The sequence below is a fragment of the Brevundimonas sp. CEF1 genome (genome assembly GCF_051353055.1).
Taxonomy (GTDB): domain Bacteria; phylum Pseudomonadota; class Alphaproteobacteria; order Caulobacterales; family Caulobacteraceae; genus Brevundimonas.
The window spans coordinates 1,076,748-1,092,886 of record NZ_CP195593.1; the positions used below are offsets into that span (position 1 = coordinate 1,076,748).

Consider the following 16,139-nt stretch of genomic DNA (forward strand, 5'->3'; position numbering starts at 1 on the left):
CGTGCGGGCGTTGCTGATGTGACGCTCGCCGGGATTGTCCGCACCGGGATGACGAAAATCATGAAAGCGGCCCTCGCAAGACGGCCGCTTTCCGCCTATCTGACGACGGGCATAGTCGTGGGGACCGCCTAATGGCTTCGGCCGCTGAACAACTCGCCGCCAATATGAACATGGGCTCGTTCGCGAAAGCGACCGAGCTGCACAAACGCCTGCTGTTCACGCTGGGCGCGCTGCTGGTCTATCGGATCGGCACCTATGTTCCGATTCCGGGCATTAATTCCGAGGCCTTCCTGGCCTTCTTCCAGAACCCTGATGGCCAGCGCGGCATCCTGGACATGTTCAACATGTTCTCGGGCGGCGCGGTCGAGCGTATGGCCGTCTTCGCGTTGAACGTGATGCCCTACATCTCGGCCTCGATCATCGTGCAGCTGATGGGCGCGGTTTACCCGCCCTGGGAGAAGCTGAAGAAGGAAGGCGGCGAAAGCGGCCGCAAGCAGCTGAACCAGTACACCCGTTACCTGACGGTCTTCCTGGCTCTGGCCCAGTCCTTCGGCATCGCCGCCGGTCTGAACGCCCAGGCGGGTTTGATCGACCAGCCGGGCATCTTCTTCATCATCTCGACGGTCACCACCCTGACGGGCGGCACCATGTTCCTGATGTGGCTGGGCGAGCAGGTGACGGCGCGCGGCGTCGGCAACGGCATCTCGCTGATCATTTTCGCGGGTATCGTGGCGGTTCTGCCGTCCACTGTGGCGCGTCTGCTGGGCCTGGCTCAGCAAGGTCAGATGTCCGCCTTCACCCTGCTGTTCATCGCCATCATGGCCGTGGCCGTGATCGTCTTCATCGTCTTCATGGAGCGCGCCCAGCGCCGTCTTCTGATCCAGTATCCGAAGCGCCAGGAAGGCAACCGCATGACGGGCGGCGAGCGTTCGTTCCTGCCGCTGAAGGTCAACACCGCCGGCGTCATTCCCGCCATCTTCGCCTCGTCGCTGCTGATGCTGCCGACGACGGTCGCCACCTTCACCGCCCAGGCCAACCTGCCCGAGTGGATGAGCTGGCTGCCGCTGGTGACGGCGCAGCTGACGCACGGCCAGCCGCTGTTCATGATCCTGTATGCGGTCCTGATCGTCTTCTTCTGCTTCTTCTACACCTCGATCACCTTCAACCCCGAGGACACGGCCGAGAACCTTCGCAAGTACGGCGGCTTCCTGCCGGGCATCCGTCCGGGCAAGCGCACGGCCGAGTATCTGGACTATGTCCTGACGCGCCTGACGGTGATCGGCGCCGCCTACATCACCGCGGTCTGCCTGCTGCCGGAGTTCCTGGTCAGCAGCCTGGGCAACAGCCTCTACTTCGGAGGAACGTCTATCTTGATCGTTGTCTCGGTCACGATGGACACTGTCGCCCAGATCCAGTCCCAACTGCTGGCGCACCAGTACGAGGGTCTGATCAAGAAGGCCAAGCTGCGTGGTCGTGGCGGTCGGGGCGGCGCCGCCCCCGCCCGACGCTAATCGGGTAGGGGAGCCCGCAAGATGAACCTGATCCTGTTCGGGCCGCCCGCGGCCGGCAAGGGAACGCAAGCCAAGCGTCTGGTCGAGGAGCGGGGCATGATCCAGCTCTCGACCGGCGACATGCTTCGCGCCGCGATCGCTTCCGGCTCGGATCTGGGCCTCAAGGTCAAGGACGTGCTGGCGCGCGGCGATCTCGTCACCGACGAGATCGTCATCGCCCTGATCGAGGACCGTCTGCCGGAGGCCGAGGCCGCCGGCGGCGCCATCTTCGACGGCTTCCCGCGCAACGTGGCTCAGGCCGAAGCCTTGGACGCCATGCTGGCCAAGCGCGGCGCCCAGATTGACCGCGTGGTCCGCCTCAAGGTCGATGACGCCGCCCTGACCGCCCGCATCGGCAAGCGCTTCGCCGAGCAGGGCCGTCCGGACGACAACCCCGAGACGTTTAAGGACCGCCTGGCCGTCTATAACGCCCAGACCGCGCCCCTGCTTCCCTACTATCAGGCCCAGGGCAAGCTGACCGAGATCGACGGCATGGGCGACATCGCCACTGTGGCCGCCGCTATCGACGGCGCTCTGGTCTAGCCTCTGATCTGAAGCGGGTTTCGGGCGTTAGGCGTTCGGGTATCCGCTTTTATGGGGCGCACATGAGCAGAAGATCGTCGTCTCGAAGCGCCAGGTTCGCCATGGTGGGCGTGGCTGTCGGGGCGCTGCATCTGGCTCTGTTCGGACTGCTGGGGCATCTTCGGCCCGTCACGCCACCCACGCCATTGTCACGGCCGGTCGAGGTAGAACTCGTCCGGCCGTCGCCAATTCCGCCCTTGCCGGCTCCGCCGCCGCCCAAGCCGGCGCCGGCCGAGGGCGGGGGTGCTCCTGCCGCGCCCTCGCGGGTCCATCTGCCGCCGAAGAAGAGCGAACGTCCGCCCGAGGTGACGGCGCCGCCCAAGCCCGCGCCCGAGCCGCCGCCGATCGTGGGCGCGGCCCCCGACGCCGGTCCGGCGCCGGGGCAGGGGCTTGGCGGCGAGGGGACCGGGTCTGGCGCCGGGCAGGGCGCCGGCTCGGGGCCGGGGGCGGGGGACGGCCCGCCGCGTCTGATCCAGGGGCCGACGAAGGATCAACTGAGACGGCTGCATCCGCGCGAGGCCTTTCGCCAGCGCCTGAACGGCAGCGCCCGGATCGCCTGCCGCATCCGGCTCGACATGCGGCTGGAGGATTGCCGGGTCGTCGACGAGGCGCCGCCGGGCAGAGGATTCGGCCAGGCGGCTCTTGCGGCTTCGTCGTATTTCCGCTTTCGTCCTCCCACGCGCGACGGTCGCCCTGTTGAAGGACGAGAGATCACTGTGGGTGTGGAGTTCATGCCATGACGGGACGCGCTCGGCGTGCGCCCGTTGACGCACAGAGAATCCCCTGTATAAGGGCCGCTTCCGCGAAGGGCGCACACGCTCCTGGTCTGTTGACCGGAGCGGTTTCCGCGTCTGTTTAAGCGTATCTGGAGATTCTCGTGGCCCGTATCGCTGGCGTCAACATTCCGACCAACAAGCGCGTCGAAATCGCGCTTCAGTACATCCATGGCATCGGCGCGCACGCCGCCAAGGAAATCACCGCGAAGGTCGGCATTGAGCCCGCTCGCCGCGTCAACTCGCTGACCGATGCTGAAATCCTGCAGATCCGTGAAACGATCGACAAGGATCACACCGTCGAAGGCGACCTGCGTCGCGAAACCTCGATGAACATCAAGCGTCTGATGGACCTGGCCTGCTACCGCGGCCTGCGTCACCGCAAGGGCCTGCCGGTCCGCGGTCAGCGCACGCACACCAACGCCCGCACCCGCAAGGGCCCGGCCAAGCCGATCGCCGGCAAGAAGAAGTAAGAGAAAGAGCTGACCGATGGCTAAGGAACCGGGTCGCGTTAAGCGCCGCGAACGCAAGAACATCACGTCGGGCGTGGCTCACGTGAACGCCTCTTTCAACAACACCATGATCACGATCACGGACGCCCAGGGGAACGCTATTTCCTGGTCCTCGGCCGGTCACATGGGCTTCAAGGGTTCGCGCAAGTCGACCCCTTACGCCGCCCAGATGGCTGCTGAAGACGCCGGCAAGAAGGCTCAAGAGCACGGCGTGAAGACGCTGGAAGTCAACGTCTCGGGTCCGGGTTCCGGCCGTGAGTCGGCGCTCCGCGCTCTGCAGGCCGTCGGTCTGACGATCACGACCATCCGCGACGTCACGCCGATGCCGCACAATGGTTGCCGTCCGCCCAAGCGCCGCCGCGTCTAATCGCGACCGCGTTTCAGGCACCCCCAATCTCCGTCGGCTCCACCATGGCCTCGTCGACAAGGCCGGAGCCGACGAAATCCGTTCGAGGGACTCTATGATCGAAAGAAACTGGCAAGAGCTGATCCGTCCCGAGAAGCCGCAAGTCGAGGGCGGCTCCGACCCGCTGCGCAAGGCGCGTCTGGTCGCTGAGCCCCTCGAGCGTGGTTTCGGTGTGACGCTCGGCAACGCACTTCGTCGCGTTCTGCTCTCCTCGCTGCAAGGCGCGGCGGTCACGGCCATCCAGATCGACGGCGTTGTTCACGAGTTCTCGTCGCTGGAAGGCGTTCGGGAAGACGTGGTCGACATCGTCCTGAACATCAAGCAACTGGCGCTGCGCATGCACGCCGAAGGCCCCAAGCGCATGACCTTGCGCGCCACGGGCCCCGGCGTCGTGACGGCTGGCCAGATCGAAGCTCCGGCTGACATCGAGGTTCTGAACCCCGATCACATCATCTGCACTCTGGATGACGGCGCTTCGATCCGCATGGAACTGACTGTCCAGAACGGCAAGGGCTACGTCGCCGCCGAACTGAACCGTCCGGAAGATGCGCCGATCGGCCTGATCGCCGTCGACGCCCTGTACTCGCCGGTCAAGCGCGTCGCCTATCGCGTCGAGCCGACCCGTCAGGGCCAGTCGATGGATTACGACAAGCTGATCCTGGAAGTTGAAACCAACGGCGCCGTCTCGCCGGTTGACGCGGTGGCTTACGCCGCCCGCATCCTGCAAGACCAGCTGCAGATCTTCATCACCTTCGACGAGCCGACCAAGGCTGTTGAGGCGACGGACGGCAAGCCCGACCTGCCCTTCAACCCGGCCCTGCTCAAGAAGGTCGACGAACTGGAGCTGTCGGTCCGCTCGGCCAACTGCCTGAAGAACGACAACATCGTCTACATCGGCGACCTGATCCAGAAGACCGAGGGCGAAATGCTTCGCACCCCGAACTTCGGCCGCAAGTCGCTGAACGAGATCAAGGAAGTTCTCGCGACGATGGGCCTGTCGCTCGGCATGGACGTGCCGAACTGGCCGCCCGAAAACATCGAAGATCTGGCCAAAAAGTTCGACGACCAGATCTGATCATCAACCCTCCGCCCAGCGCCCCTCAGGGACGCGGTTGGGGCGGTTAGAATGAACAAGGCCCCAGGTCCCGCCCCTTTAGTTAGGCCGGAAACCAGGGTTGAGTAGGAGAGACCCCGATGCGCCACGGCGCCGCTTACCGCAAGCTCGGCCGTACGGTCAGCCACCGCCAAGCCATGTTCGCCAACATGGCCGCCTCGCTGATCAAGCACGAGCAGATCACGACCACCCTGCCGAAGGCGAAGGAACTGCGTCCCTTCGTTGAGAAGCTGGTCACGCTCGCCAAGAAGGGCGACCTGCACGCTCGTCGTCAGGCCATCAGCGCCGTCCGCGACGTGCCGCAAGTCGGCAAGCTGTTCGAAACGATCGGCCCGCGCTACGCCGAACGTTCGGGCGGTTACATCCGCATCATGAAGGCTGGCTTCCGTCACGGCGACAACGCCGCGATGGCCGTGATCGAGTTCGTCGATCGCGACGTCGAAGCCAAGGGCAAGGACTCCGGTCCGGTCTTCGTCATCGAGGGCGACGAAGCCTGATCGGCTTCTTCAACCTGAAGACATGAAAGGGCGGCTGGAGCGATCCAGCCGCCTTTTTCATTGTCCGCCGCGACGCCGGGGGCGATAGAGCGCCCATGAGCACGCTCGAAGATCGCATCGTCGCCTATAGCCCCGCCAGCCGCGCCGCCTGGAAGGCCCTGAACACGGGATGGCTGGTTGAAGGCGGGTTCGCCCTGGAGGCGAAGGACCATCTGACGCTGGATGATCCCGAAGGACAGATCCTGGCCAAGGGCGGGCATATCTTCTTCTCGGAGCGGGACGGGATTCCGGTCGGCTGTTGCGGTCTGATCCCCATGAGCGACGTCGGCTTTGAGGTCACCAAGATGACGGTGCGGCCCGAGGCGCGAGGCGGCGGGCTGGCGCTGCGGCTGCTGGAGGCCTGCGAGGCGGCGGCGCGGGACGCGGGCGCGCACCGCCTCTATCTGGAGACCAGTTCGACGCTGGGGCCCGCGCTGGGTCTCTATGCTCGCTTCGGCTTCGTGGATTTGCCGCCGCAGCCGACCCCCTATGCCCGCGCCGACGTCTGGATGGAGAAGCGGCTGTAGCGGCCGCTACTCCTTCGACAGGTCCTGACGGTTGAACCACCAGAGCGACAGACCGAAGGGCAGGAAGCTCCACAAGGCCAGGCTGGCGGCGGCCCGCCAGGCGACGCCTTCTTGCAAGACGGCCGCGGGGACCCCGCCCAGAATGACGGCCTTCAGGGTTTCATAGGCGACGCCGGGGAACAGCAACTGGGTCTGCCAGTCGACGGAGCTCCATCCCAGAAGCGGAGTGGCGGTGACCAGAAGCTCCTGGGCGACGCCGACGACCAGGGGCACGAACAGGGCGGCAAGCAGAGAGCGCGTCAGCGTCGCGGCCAGCAGGCTGAGCAGCAGGAACTGGATCGCCCGCACATAGGCCAGCAGGAATAACAGGCCGAAGCTTCGGGCTTGCTCGCCGCCGAAACCGAAGACCAGGTCCCTGTCGAGGATCAGCCCCTTGGCGGCCGCGCCGATCAGGGCGGCCGCCAGGAACAGCAGCAGGCCAGCCAGGGTCATCAGCTTGACCGCGCCGGCCTTGCCCATGATCAGGTTGGCGCGGCTGTTGCGCGCGGTGATTAGGCGCCAGGTCTCCCAGCGATAGTCGCCGGCGAAGATGGTCGCTGCGCCGATCAGCAGGAAGGCCAGCAAACCAGGATTGGCCAGTTGGCCGGCCGCCGAGACCAGTGCGGCGCCCAGGTCGAGGACGCCGTTGGCTGCCGTCAACTGGGGCGGCAACTGCTCGGCCATGCGCTCGACCCTGGAGTCGAAGACGGCGCCGCCGATGGTTCCGACCAGCATGACAACCGGCACGAAGATCAAGCTCCACGACAGGACCGTGCGGTTCCGTGTCAGGCGCCAGGATTCGGAGCGGATGGCGTCAGCCAGCATGGAGGGCCTCCCGGACCTGAGCATCGGTGCGCGCCGGGCCGGTCTCGGCCATGAAGACGCTTTCCAGATCGGCGCCGACCCAGCGGGCCTCGTCGATGTCCACGCCCTGTTCGATCAGGACGCGCAGCAGGGCGGGACCCTCGGCGCGGGGGATGGCGGCCAGGACGGCGTCGCCGTCGATCGTGCCCCTGTCGCCCAGGACACCTATGATCTTGGCCAGGGGCGTGGCGGACAGGCGCAGGCGCTCGCCCGCAGCGGTCAGGTCGCTGACCTTGCCTTCGGCGGCCAGGGTCCCGCGGTTGAAGATGGCCACGCGGTCGCAGACGCGCTGGACCTCGAGCAGTTGGTGGCTGGCCAGGATGATGGTCACGCCGTCGTCGTCGGCCAGGCTGCGGATCAGGGCGCGCATCTCCTGAATGCCGGGCGGGTCCATGCCGCTGGTCGGCTCATCCAGGATGACGAGGTCGGGCTTGGTCATCAGGGCGGCGGCGACGCCCAGGCGCTGCAACATGCCGACTGAGAAGCCGCGCACCTTGCGGTTGGCGGCCTCGGTCAGGCCGACGCGGTCCAGCCAGGCGTCGATGGCGGCGTCTTTCCCCATGCCGTGGGCGAGGGCCAGCCATTGCAGCACCTGACGCGCGGTCATGTAGGGCGGAAAACGCGGCGTCTCGATCATGGAGCCGATGCGGCGCATGGCGGCGAGATCGCCCGCGTGCTGGCCCAGGACCTGGACCTGACCCGCGGTCGGCCGGATCAGACCCAGCAGGATGCGGAACAGGGTGGACTTGCCGGCGCCGTTCGGCCCCAGAACGCCGTAAACCCCGCCGCGCGGGATGGAGAGGCTGAGCCCGTCCAGGGCGCACACCGCGCCATAGGTCTTGGTCAAGCCGGTCGTTTCGATAACAGCGGTCATGCGGTTGAGCTTGGCGCGGTGGGGATAAGCCGACAAGCCGTCTTCTGCCTGTCGCAGATTAAGCTTAGGCAATCTTCCCGAAGTTGCTTCGGAGTTTCTCATGTTGTCTCGCGTCGCGGGCCTCTGCCTGGCCCTGCTGTTGACCGCCTGCGCCACCACGCCTGTCGTCGCTCCCGAGCCGCAGGCCCCGGTCGAGCCGCCGCTGGTCATGCTGATCTCCATCGACGGCTTCCGAGCCGACTATCTGGATCGAGGCATCACGCCCAACCTGTCGCGTCTGGCGGGCGAGGGGGCTACGGGGCCGATGCGGCCGTCCTTCCCCAGCGTGACCTTCCCCAACCACTACACTCTGGTCACGGGCCTGCACCCCGATCACCACGGCATCGTCGGCAACAACATGGTCGACGCCGAGCTGGGCCGGTTCAGCCTGGGCAACAAGCAGGCCGTGACCGACCGCCGCTGGTGGGATCAGGGCGAGCCGATCTGGGTCTCGGCCGAGAAGGCGGGGATGAAGACGGCGACCATGTTCTGGCCGGGCTCGGAAGCCGACATTCGCGGCGTTCGACCGACCTACTGGACGACCTTTGATCAGGGGATGCCCGGCGACGCGCGGGTGGATCGCGTGCTGCAATGGATGGACCTGCCGGCGGATCAGCGGCCGCAGCTGACCACCCTCTATTTCGACATCGTTGACACCCAGGGCCACCACAACGGCCCCGACGCGCCCGAAACCGCCGAGGCCATCCGTTCGGTCGACGCTTCCATCGGCCGCCTGGTCGAGGGGCTGAAGGCGCGGGGCCTCTATGAGCGCACGGTGCTGGTGGTGGTGTCCGATCACGGCATGGCGGCCACCTCGCCCGAGCGAGTGACCTGGATCGACGACCTGATCGACCCGGCCGCCATCCAGATCATCTATTCCGGGGCGGTCACCTTCCTGAACCCGGCGCCCGGTCGTGAGGCCGAGGTCGAGGCGGCGCTGCTGGGCTCGCGCCCGCATCTGGACTGCTGGAGAAAGAGCGATATCCCGGCGCGGTTCGTGCTGGGTTCCAACCCGCGCGTTTCGGCCATCGTCTGCGCCTCGGAGCCGGGCTGGACCTTCACCACTCGGGCGCGGCCGGTGACCAAGCCGGGCGGGGCGCATGGCTATGACAACCTGTCGCCGGACATGGCGGCCATCTTCATCGCCCACGGACCGGGCGTGGTGCAGGGGCGGCGTCTGACCGATCTGGACAGTGTGGACGTGCAGCCCTTCCTGGCGCGTCTGCTGGGCGTGGACGCGCCGCGCGGCGACGGGCGGGCGGAGGATACGCTGGTGGTGACGACGCGCTAACCCGTCCTCGGTTTCGTCACCCTCGGGCTTGTCCCGAGGGCCCATGTCGGCGGCGAGCGGGCCGCCTGAGGATCGTGCCGCCACGCTGGCGGCTCGAACCAGGCCTCCGCCAAATCCGCCCAGTGCGGGTTCTCGCGCTCGATCAAGTTGATCTTCCAATCGCGGAGATAACGTTTGAGCGTTTTCTCGCGGCGGATCGCGTCGGTGATCGCTTCAAAGGTCTCGTACCAGACCAAATGCTTCAGCGCGTGTGCTTTGGTGAATCCTGGTAAGGTCCCATTCCGGTGTTGCTGAACGCGCTGGAGCAGATTGCTGCTGACGCCGACATATAACGTCCCAAAGGGACGGTTGGTCATCATATAGGCGGCAATGAAAGGGCGCTCGTTCGACATTGAGGTCGAGCATGGGGACGGATGGGCCCTCGGGACAAGCCCGAGGGTGACGAAAAGAGAAATACGGTCGCGGGGGAGGCTGCCGCCGTCTAGAACGACGTTCCAACTCCGCGAGCCTTCATGTCCCTGCATCATCCCAAGGTCCGCCGCGCGGCGATCGCCTTTATCCTCGTGACCGCGGTGCTGGACATCGTGGCCATGGGGATCGTCATTCCGGTCCTGCCGCATCTGATCGAGGAGTTCGTCGGATCGAACGCGAGGGCGGGGCTGCTGAACGGGGTTTTCGTGGCCCTGTGGGCGGGGATGCAGTTCCTCGCCTCGCCGGTCATCGGTTCGCTGTCGGACCAGTATGGGCGGCGGCCAGTCATCCTGATCAGCTGCGCCGGGCTGGCGGCGGACTATGTGCTGATGGCTCTGGCGCCGAGCCTGTGGTGGCTGGCGGTCGGGCGGCTGATCGCGGGCGTCACCTCGTCCAGCTTCACGACCATCTACGCCTACATGGCCGACATCACCGAGCCGGACAAACGGGCGCGGGCCTATGGCCTGATCGGCGCCGCCTTCTCGGGCGGCTTCGTGCTGGGGCCGGTGCTGGGCGGTTTCCTGGGCGAGTTCGGGCCGCGCGTGCCCTTTTGGGTCGCTGCCGCCATGTCGGGCCTGGCCTTCCTCTACGGCCTGTTCATCCTGCCTGAGAGCCTGGCGCCTGAGAAGCGGATGACGTTCAGCTGGGGCCGGGCCAATCCGGTCGGGGCCATGATGCTGCTGCGGCGTCATGCCGAGCTGACCGGGCTCGCGGTCGTGAACTTCCTGCTCTACTTCGCCCACCACGTCTTCTCGGCGGTCTTCGTCCTCTATGCCGGGCTGAGATACGACTGGGGGCCGTGGCAGGTGGGGATGCTGTTGGCCCTGGTCGGGGTGCTGGACATGATCGTCCAGGGCGTCCTGGTCGGGCCGGCAGCCAAGAAGCTGGGCGACCGCGCCACCATGGTGTTCGGCCTGTGCGGCGGGACGGTCGGCATCGCCTTGATGGGCTGGGCGCCGACGGGGGTGGCCTTCATCATCGCCATGCTGCCCAACGCCCTGTGGGGCCTGGCCATGCCGACGCTGCAGTCCCTGATGACCCGGCGCGTCAGCGAGAGCGAGCAGGGGCAACTTCAAGGGGCGAACATGAGCGTCGCCTCCATCGCGGGCGTGGCCTCGCCGCTCTTCTTCGGCTGGGTCTATTCGGTGTCTGTGGGCGAGGGCTTTGGGCCGGTGACGGCGTGGTTGAGAGGCGTCGGCGTCGACGCGAAACTGGCGTCGGCGGCGGTGGAGGCTATTTCGACGCCGGGCCTGGCCTTCTATCTGGCCGCTGTCGTCCTGGCCCTGGCGGCGCTGATCGGCTGGATCACCGCGCGGCGGGCGGAACGGGATGAGGTCACGCTCGTTTGATCGCGGCGCGGGCCTCAGGCTTGGCTGTTGGCCTTGATCCTGTCTCAAACTCGTTGCGCAATGCCTTGTAAACTCAGCCTTCCGAACGAGACCGGACGACATGAAGACTTCCAGACTGGCTATCGCCGCCGCCCTGATGCTGTCCGCCTGCGGCCAGCCGCAACCGTCCAAGGCGCAGGAAGGCGTCTTCGCCGAGCAGCCGCGCCAGGCCCCGCGCGACGCCGGGGCCATGAAGTCCAGCTTCGCCCCCGTGGTGCGCGAGGCGGCGCCCGCCGTGGTCAATATCTCGGCGCTGAGGCGTGAGCAGGCCGATCCATTCTGGACGATGTATACGGGTCAGACAGTTCGACAGTCGGGCTCAATCGGATCGGGCGTCATTGTGAGGGCCGACGGGATCGTGGTGACCAACAACCACGTCATCCAGAACATGCAGCAGATCCGCGTCACCTTGAATGATCGGCGCGAATATCCCGCCAAGGTTTTGCTGGCCGATGAGCGCTCTGACATTGCGGTGCTGCAGTTGGACGGCGTCGAGGGCGACCTGCCGGTGATGCGGATCGACGATCAGGAAGAGCAGCAGGTCGGCGACCTGGTCCTGGCCATCGGCAACCCGTTTGGGGTCGGTCAGACGGTGACGACGGGCATCGTGTCCGCCCTGAACCGCACCGAGACGGGGATCAGCGATTCCAGCTCCTTCATCCAGACCGACGCGGCCATCAACCCTGGCAACTCCGGCGGGGCGCTGGTTGACATGGACGGCGATCTAATCGGGATTAATACGGCTATCTTCTCGCGCAGCGGCTCGTCCAGCGGCGTGGGCTTTGCTGTGCCGGCGACCATGGTGAAGCGGGTGGTCGAGTCGGCTGTCGGCGGCGCCAAGGCCGTGGTGCGGCCGTGGCTGGGCGTGAAAGGGGATGCTGTAAGCGCCGATATCGCCCGCAGCCTGGGCCTGTCGCGGCCGCAGGGTCTGATTATCACCGACGTCTACCCCCAGGGGCCGGGCGCCCGCGCCGGGCTTGAGGAGGGCGACGTCATCACCGCTGTCGACGGGGCCGAGATCAACGACCAGGGCGGGTTGAACTTCCGCGTCGGCACGCGTTCGCCCAATGACACCGTGGCCGTGACCATCCTGCGCGACGGACGGACCCAGACGATCAACGCCCGCGTCGCGGCCTTGCCGGGCGACGCCGATCCGGGGCAGGGGACAAGCGTGGGGCAGGGCGCGCTGGCGGGCCTGCAGGGCGTGGCGCTGAACCCGGCCCTGGCGGATCGCCTGGGCGGCGATCCCTTCACCAGCGGCGTGGTGGTGACAGGGCTGCAGCGCAACAGCATCCCGGCGCGGATCGGTCTGCGCCCCAATGACCTGATTGTTCAGGTGGACGGCCGCGCGGCGACCTCGGTCGCGGCCCTGGGCCGGGTGCAACGCGGGTCGGAACTGACCATCGTGCGTGGCGGGCGCAAGCTGACGGGCCGGTTGCCCTGATCTATCCGGGGATAGCTTGGCCTTTTCGTTTGCGAACGGCGGTGTCTCGTGTCGAGTGGCGGGATGATCTTCCTGTCCCTTGCCGCCGCCCTCGCCCTGCTGTCTGTCGGGGGCGTCGTCCATGACGATCCGCTGACGCAGCCGATTCCTGGCAATGCCGATTGGGAGAAGCCGCAGGCGCCCCTGAAGCTTTATGGCGATACCTACTTCGTCGGGACGGGCGGGATCAGCCTGGTGCTGATCGACACCGGCGATGGTCTGATCCTGATCGACGGCGCCCTGCCTCAGACCGTGGCGGCGACGGAGGCGAGCATTCGCCAGCTGGGTTTCAAGGTGGAGGATGTCCGCTACATCCTGAACACCGAGGCGCACTATGATCATTCCGGCGGCCTGGCCGCCCTGGCGCGCGACAGCGGGGCCGAGGTGATCACCAGTCCCATCGGCGCGGCCGCGCTGCGCACGGGCCAGGCAGACGCCCATGATCCCCAGGCCGCCAGCGTTCGCGCGCATCCGCCGGTCCCCAATGCGCGCGGGATCGGGGACGGCGAAACCGTGGGTCTGGGCCATACGGCGGTGAAGGCGGTCTTCACGCCGGGGCATACGCCCGGCAGCGTCAGCTGGACGTGGAAATCCTGCGAAGGCGAGGCCTGCGTGGACGTGGTGTTTGCATCCAGTCTCAACGCCGTGGCCAGCGGGACCTTCACCTATAGGGCGCATCCTGACGCAACGGCGGCGCTGCGGGCCTCGATCGACCGGATGGAGGCTCTGCCTTGCGACCTGCTGATCTCGGCCCACCCAGACAACTCGGGCGGTGACGTCAAGATCGCCGCCCTGCAGGCGGGGGCGACGCCCAACCCCTTCCTCGATCCCTCAGCCTGCCGCGCCTACGCCGAGCGGGCGCGGGGGCGGCTTCAGGCGCGACTGGATCGCGAAGCGTCCTAGGCGCTCTTGATCGGGCCGCCGATGGACCATGTGTGGCCGAAGGGGTCGCGGACCTGACCGTAGCGGTCGCCCCAGAACTGGTCCTCCAGAGGCATGACAGGGATGGCGCCCGCCACCAGGGCGCGGTTCCACCATTCGTCGGGATCGTCGACCTGAAGATGCAGGGTGACGCCCCTGGGCGTGATGTCGGCCTCGCCGGACCATTCGGGGAATTCGTCGGCCAGCATGAGGCTGGCGCCATTGATCTTGAGGTGGGCGTGCATCAGCCGCTCGCCGTCCTCGGCGGGCATGCGCATGATCTCCTCGGCGCCGAAGGCCCGGCCGTAGAATTCGATGGCCGCCGCACCGCCGCGCGAGGGGATGGTCAGGTGGGGCGTGACGCCGCCGGTCGGGCCCTGGTTCGGCTGGGATTCGGACATGGTTCCTCCGTTCGGGCCGATAGTAGTGCGTGTGTTCGACTGAACGAACGCCTATCTAGGCTGTTCCATGAGTGACCTGTTCGAAGCCTCCGGCATCCATCCCCCTGACGCGCCCCTGGCCGACCGTCTGCGCCCGCAGACGCTGGATCAGGTCGTGGGTCAGGACCATCTGCTGGGCGAGGGCGGGCCGATCCGGCGGATGATCGAGGCCGGGCGTCTGGGCTCCATGATCCTGTGGGGGCCGCCCGGCACCGGCAAGACCACCATCGCGCGCCTGTTGGCCAAGGCGGCGGGTTATGAATATCAATCGATTAGCGCCGTATTCTCAGGCGTCGCCGACCTGAAGAAGGCGTTCGAGGCGGCCAGGATGCGCCGGGCGGCGGGCCAACAGACCCTGCTGTTCGTTGACGAGATCCACCGCTTCAACCGCGCGCAGCAGGACGGTTTCCTGCCCTTCGTCGAGGAGGGGATCGTCACCCTGGTCGGGGCCACGACCGAGAACCCCAGCTTCGAGCTGAACGGCGCCCTGCTGTCGCGCAGCCAGGTCTATGTGCTGAAGCGACTGGACGATGGGGCCTTGGATCAACTGCTGGATCGGGCGGCGGCACTGATGGAGCGGCCCCTGCCGCTGACGGCCGAGGCGCGTCAGGCCATGCTGGCCCTGGCCGACGGCGACGGGCGGTATCTGCTGACCATGTCCGAGGTCCTGTTCGACCTTCCCAGCCCTGAACAGGGGGGGGATCTGCTCGACGTGCAGGCCCTGGCGGGCGTGTTGCAGAAGCGTGCTCCCGCCTACGACAAGTCGCGCGAGGAGCATTATAACCTCATATCCGCCCTGCATAAGTCGGTCCGCGGATCGGACCCGGACGCGGCGCTTTACTGGCTGGCGCGGATGCTGAACGGGGGCGAGGACCCGCTCTATCTGGCGCGGCGCATCGTACGGATGGCGGTCGAGGACATTGGCCAGGCCGATCCCCTGTCCATCCTGGTCGCCAACGCCGCCAAGGACACCTACGACTTCCTGGGCAGTCCCGAGGGCGAACTGGCCCTGGCTCAGGCGGTGGTTCATCTGGCCACGGCGCCCAAGTCGGTCGGGGTCTATGAGGCCTTCAAGGCGGCCAAGCGCGCGGCGCACGAGACCGGCTCCCTGATGCCGCCCGCCCATATCCGCAACGCTCCGACCAAGCTGATGAAACAGCTCGGCTACGGCAAGGGTTACCAGTACGACCCGGATACGCCCGAGGGCTTTTCCGGCGCGAACTTCTTCCCCGACGAGATGGAGCGCCGCATCTTCTACAAGCCCAAGGGCGAGGGGCATGAGGAGAAGGTCAAGGCGCGGCTGGAGCGCTGGGCGGCGCTGCGGGAACGGGCGCAGAGGGAAGGCTGAGGCGCGGGCGGCGTTGAAGCGAGGCCGTGGACTTCCCAAGTCCTGCGTCCCTCAGTTGGAGCGCGTAACGCCATGAATCTCAATCAGGTCACCGTCGAAACCACGGACGTCCCGCGCGCTAAGGCCTTCTATCAGCGGCTGGGGCTGACGATGATCGTGTCCAGCGACCACTATGCCCGCTTCGTCTGTCCCGGCGACGGATCGGCGGCGCCCGCAACCTTTTCCATCCATCTGGCCGATCAGGTGACGCCCGGCGGCGCGGGCATCTATTTCGAGTGCGCCGATCTGGACGAGCGGGTGGCGGCGCTGAAGGCGGCGGGCGTGGCGTTCGACCATGACCCTGTAGATCAGACCTGGCTGTGGCGCGAAGCCTGGCTGCGCGACCCCGACGGCAATCGCCTGTGCTTCTACTGGGCTGGCGAGAACCGGATGAACCCGCCGTGGCGCGTTGTCGGTTCCTGATCACCGTTCATTGTTAAGCATGGCGGTTTGGGCATAGCCTCACGGCGATCGGCAACCTGGGGAGGGAAAATGACCGACATTATGAGAACGCAACGCACGCCCTGGCATCTGTGGGTCGTGGGCGTCGTGGCGGTTCTGTGGAACGCCTTCGGCTGCTGGGACTATGCGATGACCCATCTGAAGGGCGAGGCTCACCTGCGCGCCTTTGGCATGACCGACGCGCAGATCGCCTATTTTGACGCCATGCCTGCCTGGACGCACGCGACCTGGGCCATCGGGGTGTGGGGCGGGATGCTGGGCGCCCTGCTGCTGCTGGCGCGACGGCGGTGGGCCACGCCCGTCTTCGTCCTGTCGTTCCTCGGCTTCATCGGCGGGTTGATCTACAGCTATGGCCTGTCCGATGCGTCGAGCGTGATGGGGCCGAACGCCTGGGTGATGAACGTCGTCATCGGAGCCGGTTGCGTCTTCTTCATCTGGTACGCCTCGGCCATGGCGAAGAAGGGCGTCCTCCGCTAAAGG

19 protein-coding genes are annotated in these 16,139 nt (G+C 66.7%); 15 read left to right on the plus strand and 4 right to left on the minus strand.

Annotated features, from left to right (window positions below):
- Positions 1–131: 131 nt before the first annotated feature.
- The 8 genes from secY to ACR9FL_RS05625 all read left to right on the plus strand — a co-directional run bounded on the left by secY (position 132) and on the right by ACR9FL_RS05625 (position 6,000).
- On the plus strand, positions 132–1,511 hold the full coding sequence (gene secY / locus ACR9FL_RS05590; RefSeq protein WP_296175998.1) for a preprotein translocase subunit SecY: 1,380 nt from the start codon (positions 132–134) through the stop codon (positions 1,509–1,511).
- A 21-nt stretch (positions 1,512–1,532) separates the two neighbouring features.
- Positions 1,533–2,093 carry an adenylate kinase gene (locus ACR9FL_RS05595; protein ID WP_296176000.1) on the plus strand — a complete coding sequence of 187 codons (561 nt, stop codon included), beginning with the start codon at positions 1,533–1,535 and terminating at the stop codon, positions 2,091–2,093.
- Between the two features lie 62 nt (positions 2,094–2,155).
- Positions 2,156–2,872 carry an energy transducer TonB gene (locus tag ACR9FL_RS05600; RefSeq protein ID WP_436357603.1) on the plus strand — a complete coding sequence of 239 codons (717 nt, stop codon included), beginning with the start codon at positions 2,156–2,158 and terminating at the stop codon, positions 2,870–2,872.
- 137 nt (positions 2,873–3,009) lie between these two features.
- Positions 3,010–3,378, plus strand: coding sequence for a 30S ribosomal protein S13 (gene rpsM, locus ACR9FL_RS05605; protein WP_105563653.1), 369 nt, complete (start codon positions 3,010–3,012; stop codon positions 3,376–3,378).
- A 16-nt stretch (positions 3,379–3,394) separates the two neighbouring features.
- Complete coding sequence (gene rpsK / locus ACR9FL_RS05610; protein ID WP_105563654.1) at positions 3,395–3,784, plus strand: 30S ribosomal protein S11; 390 nt, start codon at positions 3,395–3,397, stop codon at positions 3,782–3,784.
- Positions 3,785–3,878: 94 nt separating this feature from the next.
- On the plus strand, positions 3,879–4,898 hold the full coding sequence (locus tag ACR9FL_RS05615; protein ID WP_297932698.1) for a DNA-directed RNA polymerase subunit alpha: 1,020 nt from the start codon (positions 3,879–3,881) through the stop codon (positions 4,896–4,898).
- 119 nt (positions 4,899–5,017) lie between these two features.
- Positions 5,018–5,434, plus strand: coding sequence for a 50S ribosomal protein L17 (gene rplQ / locus ACR9FL_RS05620; RefSeq protein WP_436357605.1), 417 nt, complete (start codon positions 5,018–5,020; stop codon positions 5,432–5,434).
- A gap of 95 nt (positions 5,435–5,529) precedes the next feature.
- Positions 5,530–6,000, plus strand: coding sequence for a GNAT family N-acetyltransferase (locus tag ACR9FL_RS05625; protein WP_436357607.1), 471 nt, complete (start codon positions 5,530–5,532; stop codon positions 5,998–6,000).
- Between the two features lie 6 nt (positions 6,001–6,006).
- On the opposite strand, the gene ACR9FL_RS05630 is transcribed toward ACR9FL_RS05625, so the two are convergent.
- Positions 6,007–6,864 (minus strand): ABC transporter permease subunit, encoded by an 858-nt coding sequence (locus tag ACR9FL_RS05630; protein WP_436357608.1) that lies wholly within the window; start codon positions 6,862–6,864, stop codon positions 6,007–6,009.
- Entirely contained in the window at positions 6,854–7,777 is a 924-nt protein-coding gene (locus ACR9FL_RS05635) for an ABC transporter ATP-binding protein (protein ID WP_436358122.1), read from the minus strand. The genes ACR9FL_RS05630 and ACR9FL_RS05635 overlap by 11 nt, the downstream gene beginning before the upstream one ends.
- Before the next feature lie 100 nt (positions 7,778–7,877).
- Here ACR9FL_RS05635 and ACR9FL_RS05640 point away from each other — a divergent pair, with 100 nt between their 5' ends.
- The gene (locus tag ACR9FL_RS05640; protein WP_436357610.1) at positions 7,878–9,107 is read left to right on the plus strand and encodes an ectonucleotide pyrophosphatase/phosphodiesterase; all 1,230 of its coding nucleotides are present in this window, start codon (positions 7,878–7,880) and stop codon (positions 9,105–9,107) included.
- Here the strand turns inward: ACR9FL_RS05640 and ACR9FL_RS05645 are convergent.
- The gene (locus ACR9FL_RS05645) at positions 9,104–9,499 is read right to left on the minus strand and encodes a GIY-YIG nuclease family protein (RefSeq protein ID WP_436357611.1); all 396 of its coding nucleotides are present in this window, start codon (positions 9,497–9,499) and stop codon (positions 9,104–9,106) included. The two genes, ACR9FL_RS05640 and ACR9FL_RS05645, sit on opposite strands and share 4 nt — an antisense overlap.
- A 120-nt stretch (positions 9,500–9,619) precedes the next feature.
- On the opposite strand from ACR9FL_RS05645, the gene ACR9FL_RS05650 reads away from it, so the two are divergent.
- The 3 genes from ACR9FL_RS05650 (at position 9,620) to bla (ending at position 13,352) form a co-directional block, all read left to right on the plus strand.
- Positions 9,620–10,927, plus strand: coding sequence for a TCR/Tet family MFS transporter (locus ACR9FL_RS05650; RefSeq protein ID WP_297932692.1), 1,308 nt, complete (start codon positions 9,620–9,622; stop codon positions 10,925–10,927).
- A 100-nt stretch (positions 10,928–11,027) separates the two neighbouring features.
- Positions 11,028–12,410 carry a trypsin-like peptidase domain-containing protein gene (locus ACR9FL_RS05655; protein ID WP_436357613.1) on the plus strand — a complete coding sequence of 461 codons (1,383 nt, stop codon included), beginning with the start codon at positions 11,028–11,030 and terminating at the stop codon, positions 12,408–12,410.
- A gap of 63 nt (positions 12,411–12,473) precedes the next feature.
- Positions 12,474–13,352, plus strand: coding sequence for a subclass B3 metallo-beta-lactamase (bla, locus tag ACR9FL_RS05660; protein WP_436357615.1), 879 nt, complete (start codon positions 12,474–12,476; stop codon positions 13,350–13,352).
- Here bla and ACR9FL_RS05665 read toward each other — a convergent pair.
- Entirely contained in the window at positions 13,349–13,771 is a 423-nt protein-coding gene (locus ACR9FL_RS05665) for a VOC family protein (RefSeq protein WP_296174985.1), read from the minus strand. The genes bla and ACR9FL_RS05665 overlap by 4 nt on opposite strands.
- Positions 13,772–13,838: 67 nt before the next feature.
- Here ACR9FL_RS05665 and ACR9FL_RS05670 point away from each other — a divergent pair, with 67 nt between their 5' ends.
- From ACR9FL_RS05670 to ACR9FL_RS05680, 3 genes are all read left to right on the plus strand, one after another.
- Positions 13,839–15,158 carry a replication-associated recombination protein A gene (locus tag ACR9FL_RS05670; RefSeq protein WP_436357617.1) on the plus strand — a complete coding sequence of 440 codons (1,320 nt, stop codon included), beginning with the start codon at positions 13,839–13,841 and terminating at the stop codon, positions 15,156–15,158.
- 72 nt (positions 15,159–15,230) lie between these two features.
- Positions 15,231–15,620, plus strand: a complete 390-nt coding sequence (locus ACR9FL_RS05675) for a VOC family protein (RefSeq protein WP_436357619.1) — start codon at positions 15,231–15,233, stop codon at positions 15,618–15,620.
- Between the two features lie 69 nt (positions 15,621–15,689).
- Entirely contained in the window at positions 15,690–16,136 is a 447-nt protein-coding gene (locus ACR9FL_RS05680; protein WP_436357620.1) for a hypothetical protein, read from the plus strand.
- Positions 16,137–16,139 lie beyond the last annotated feature (3 nt).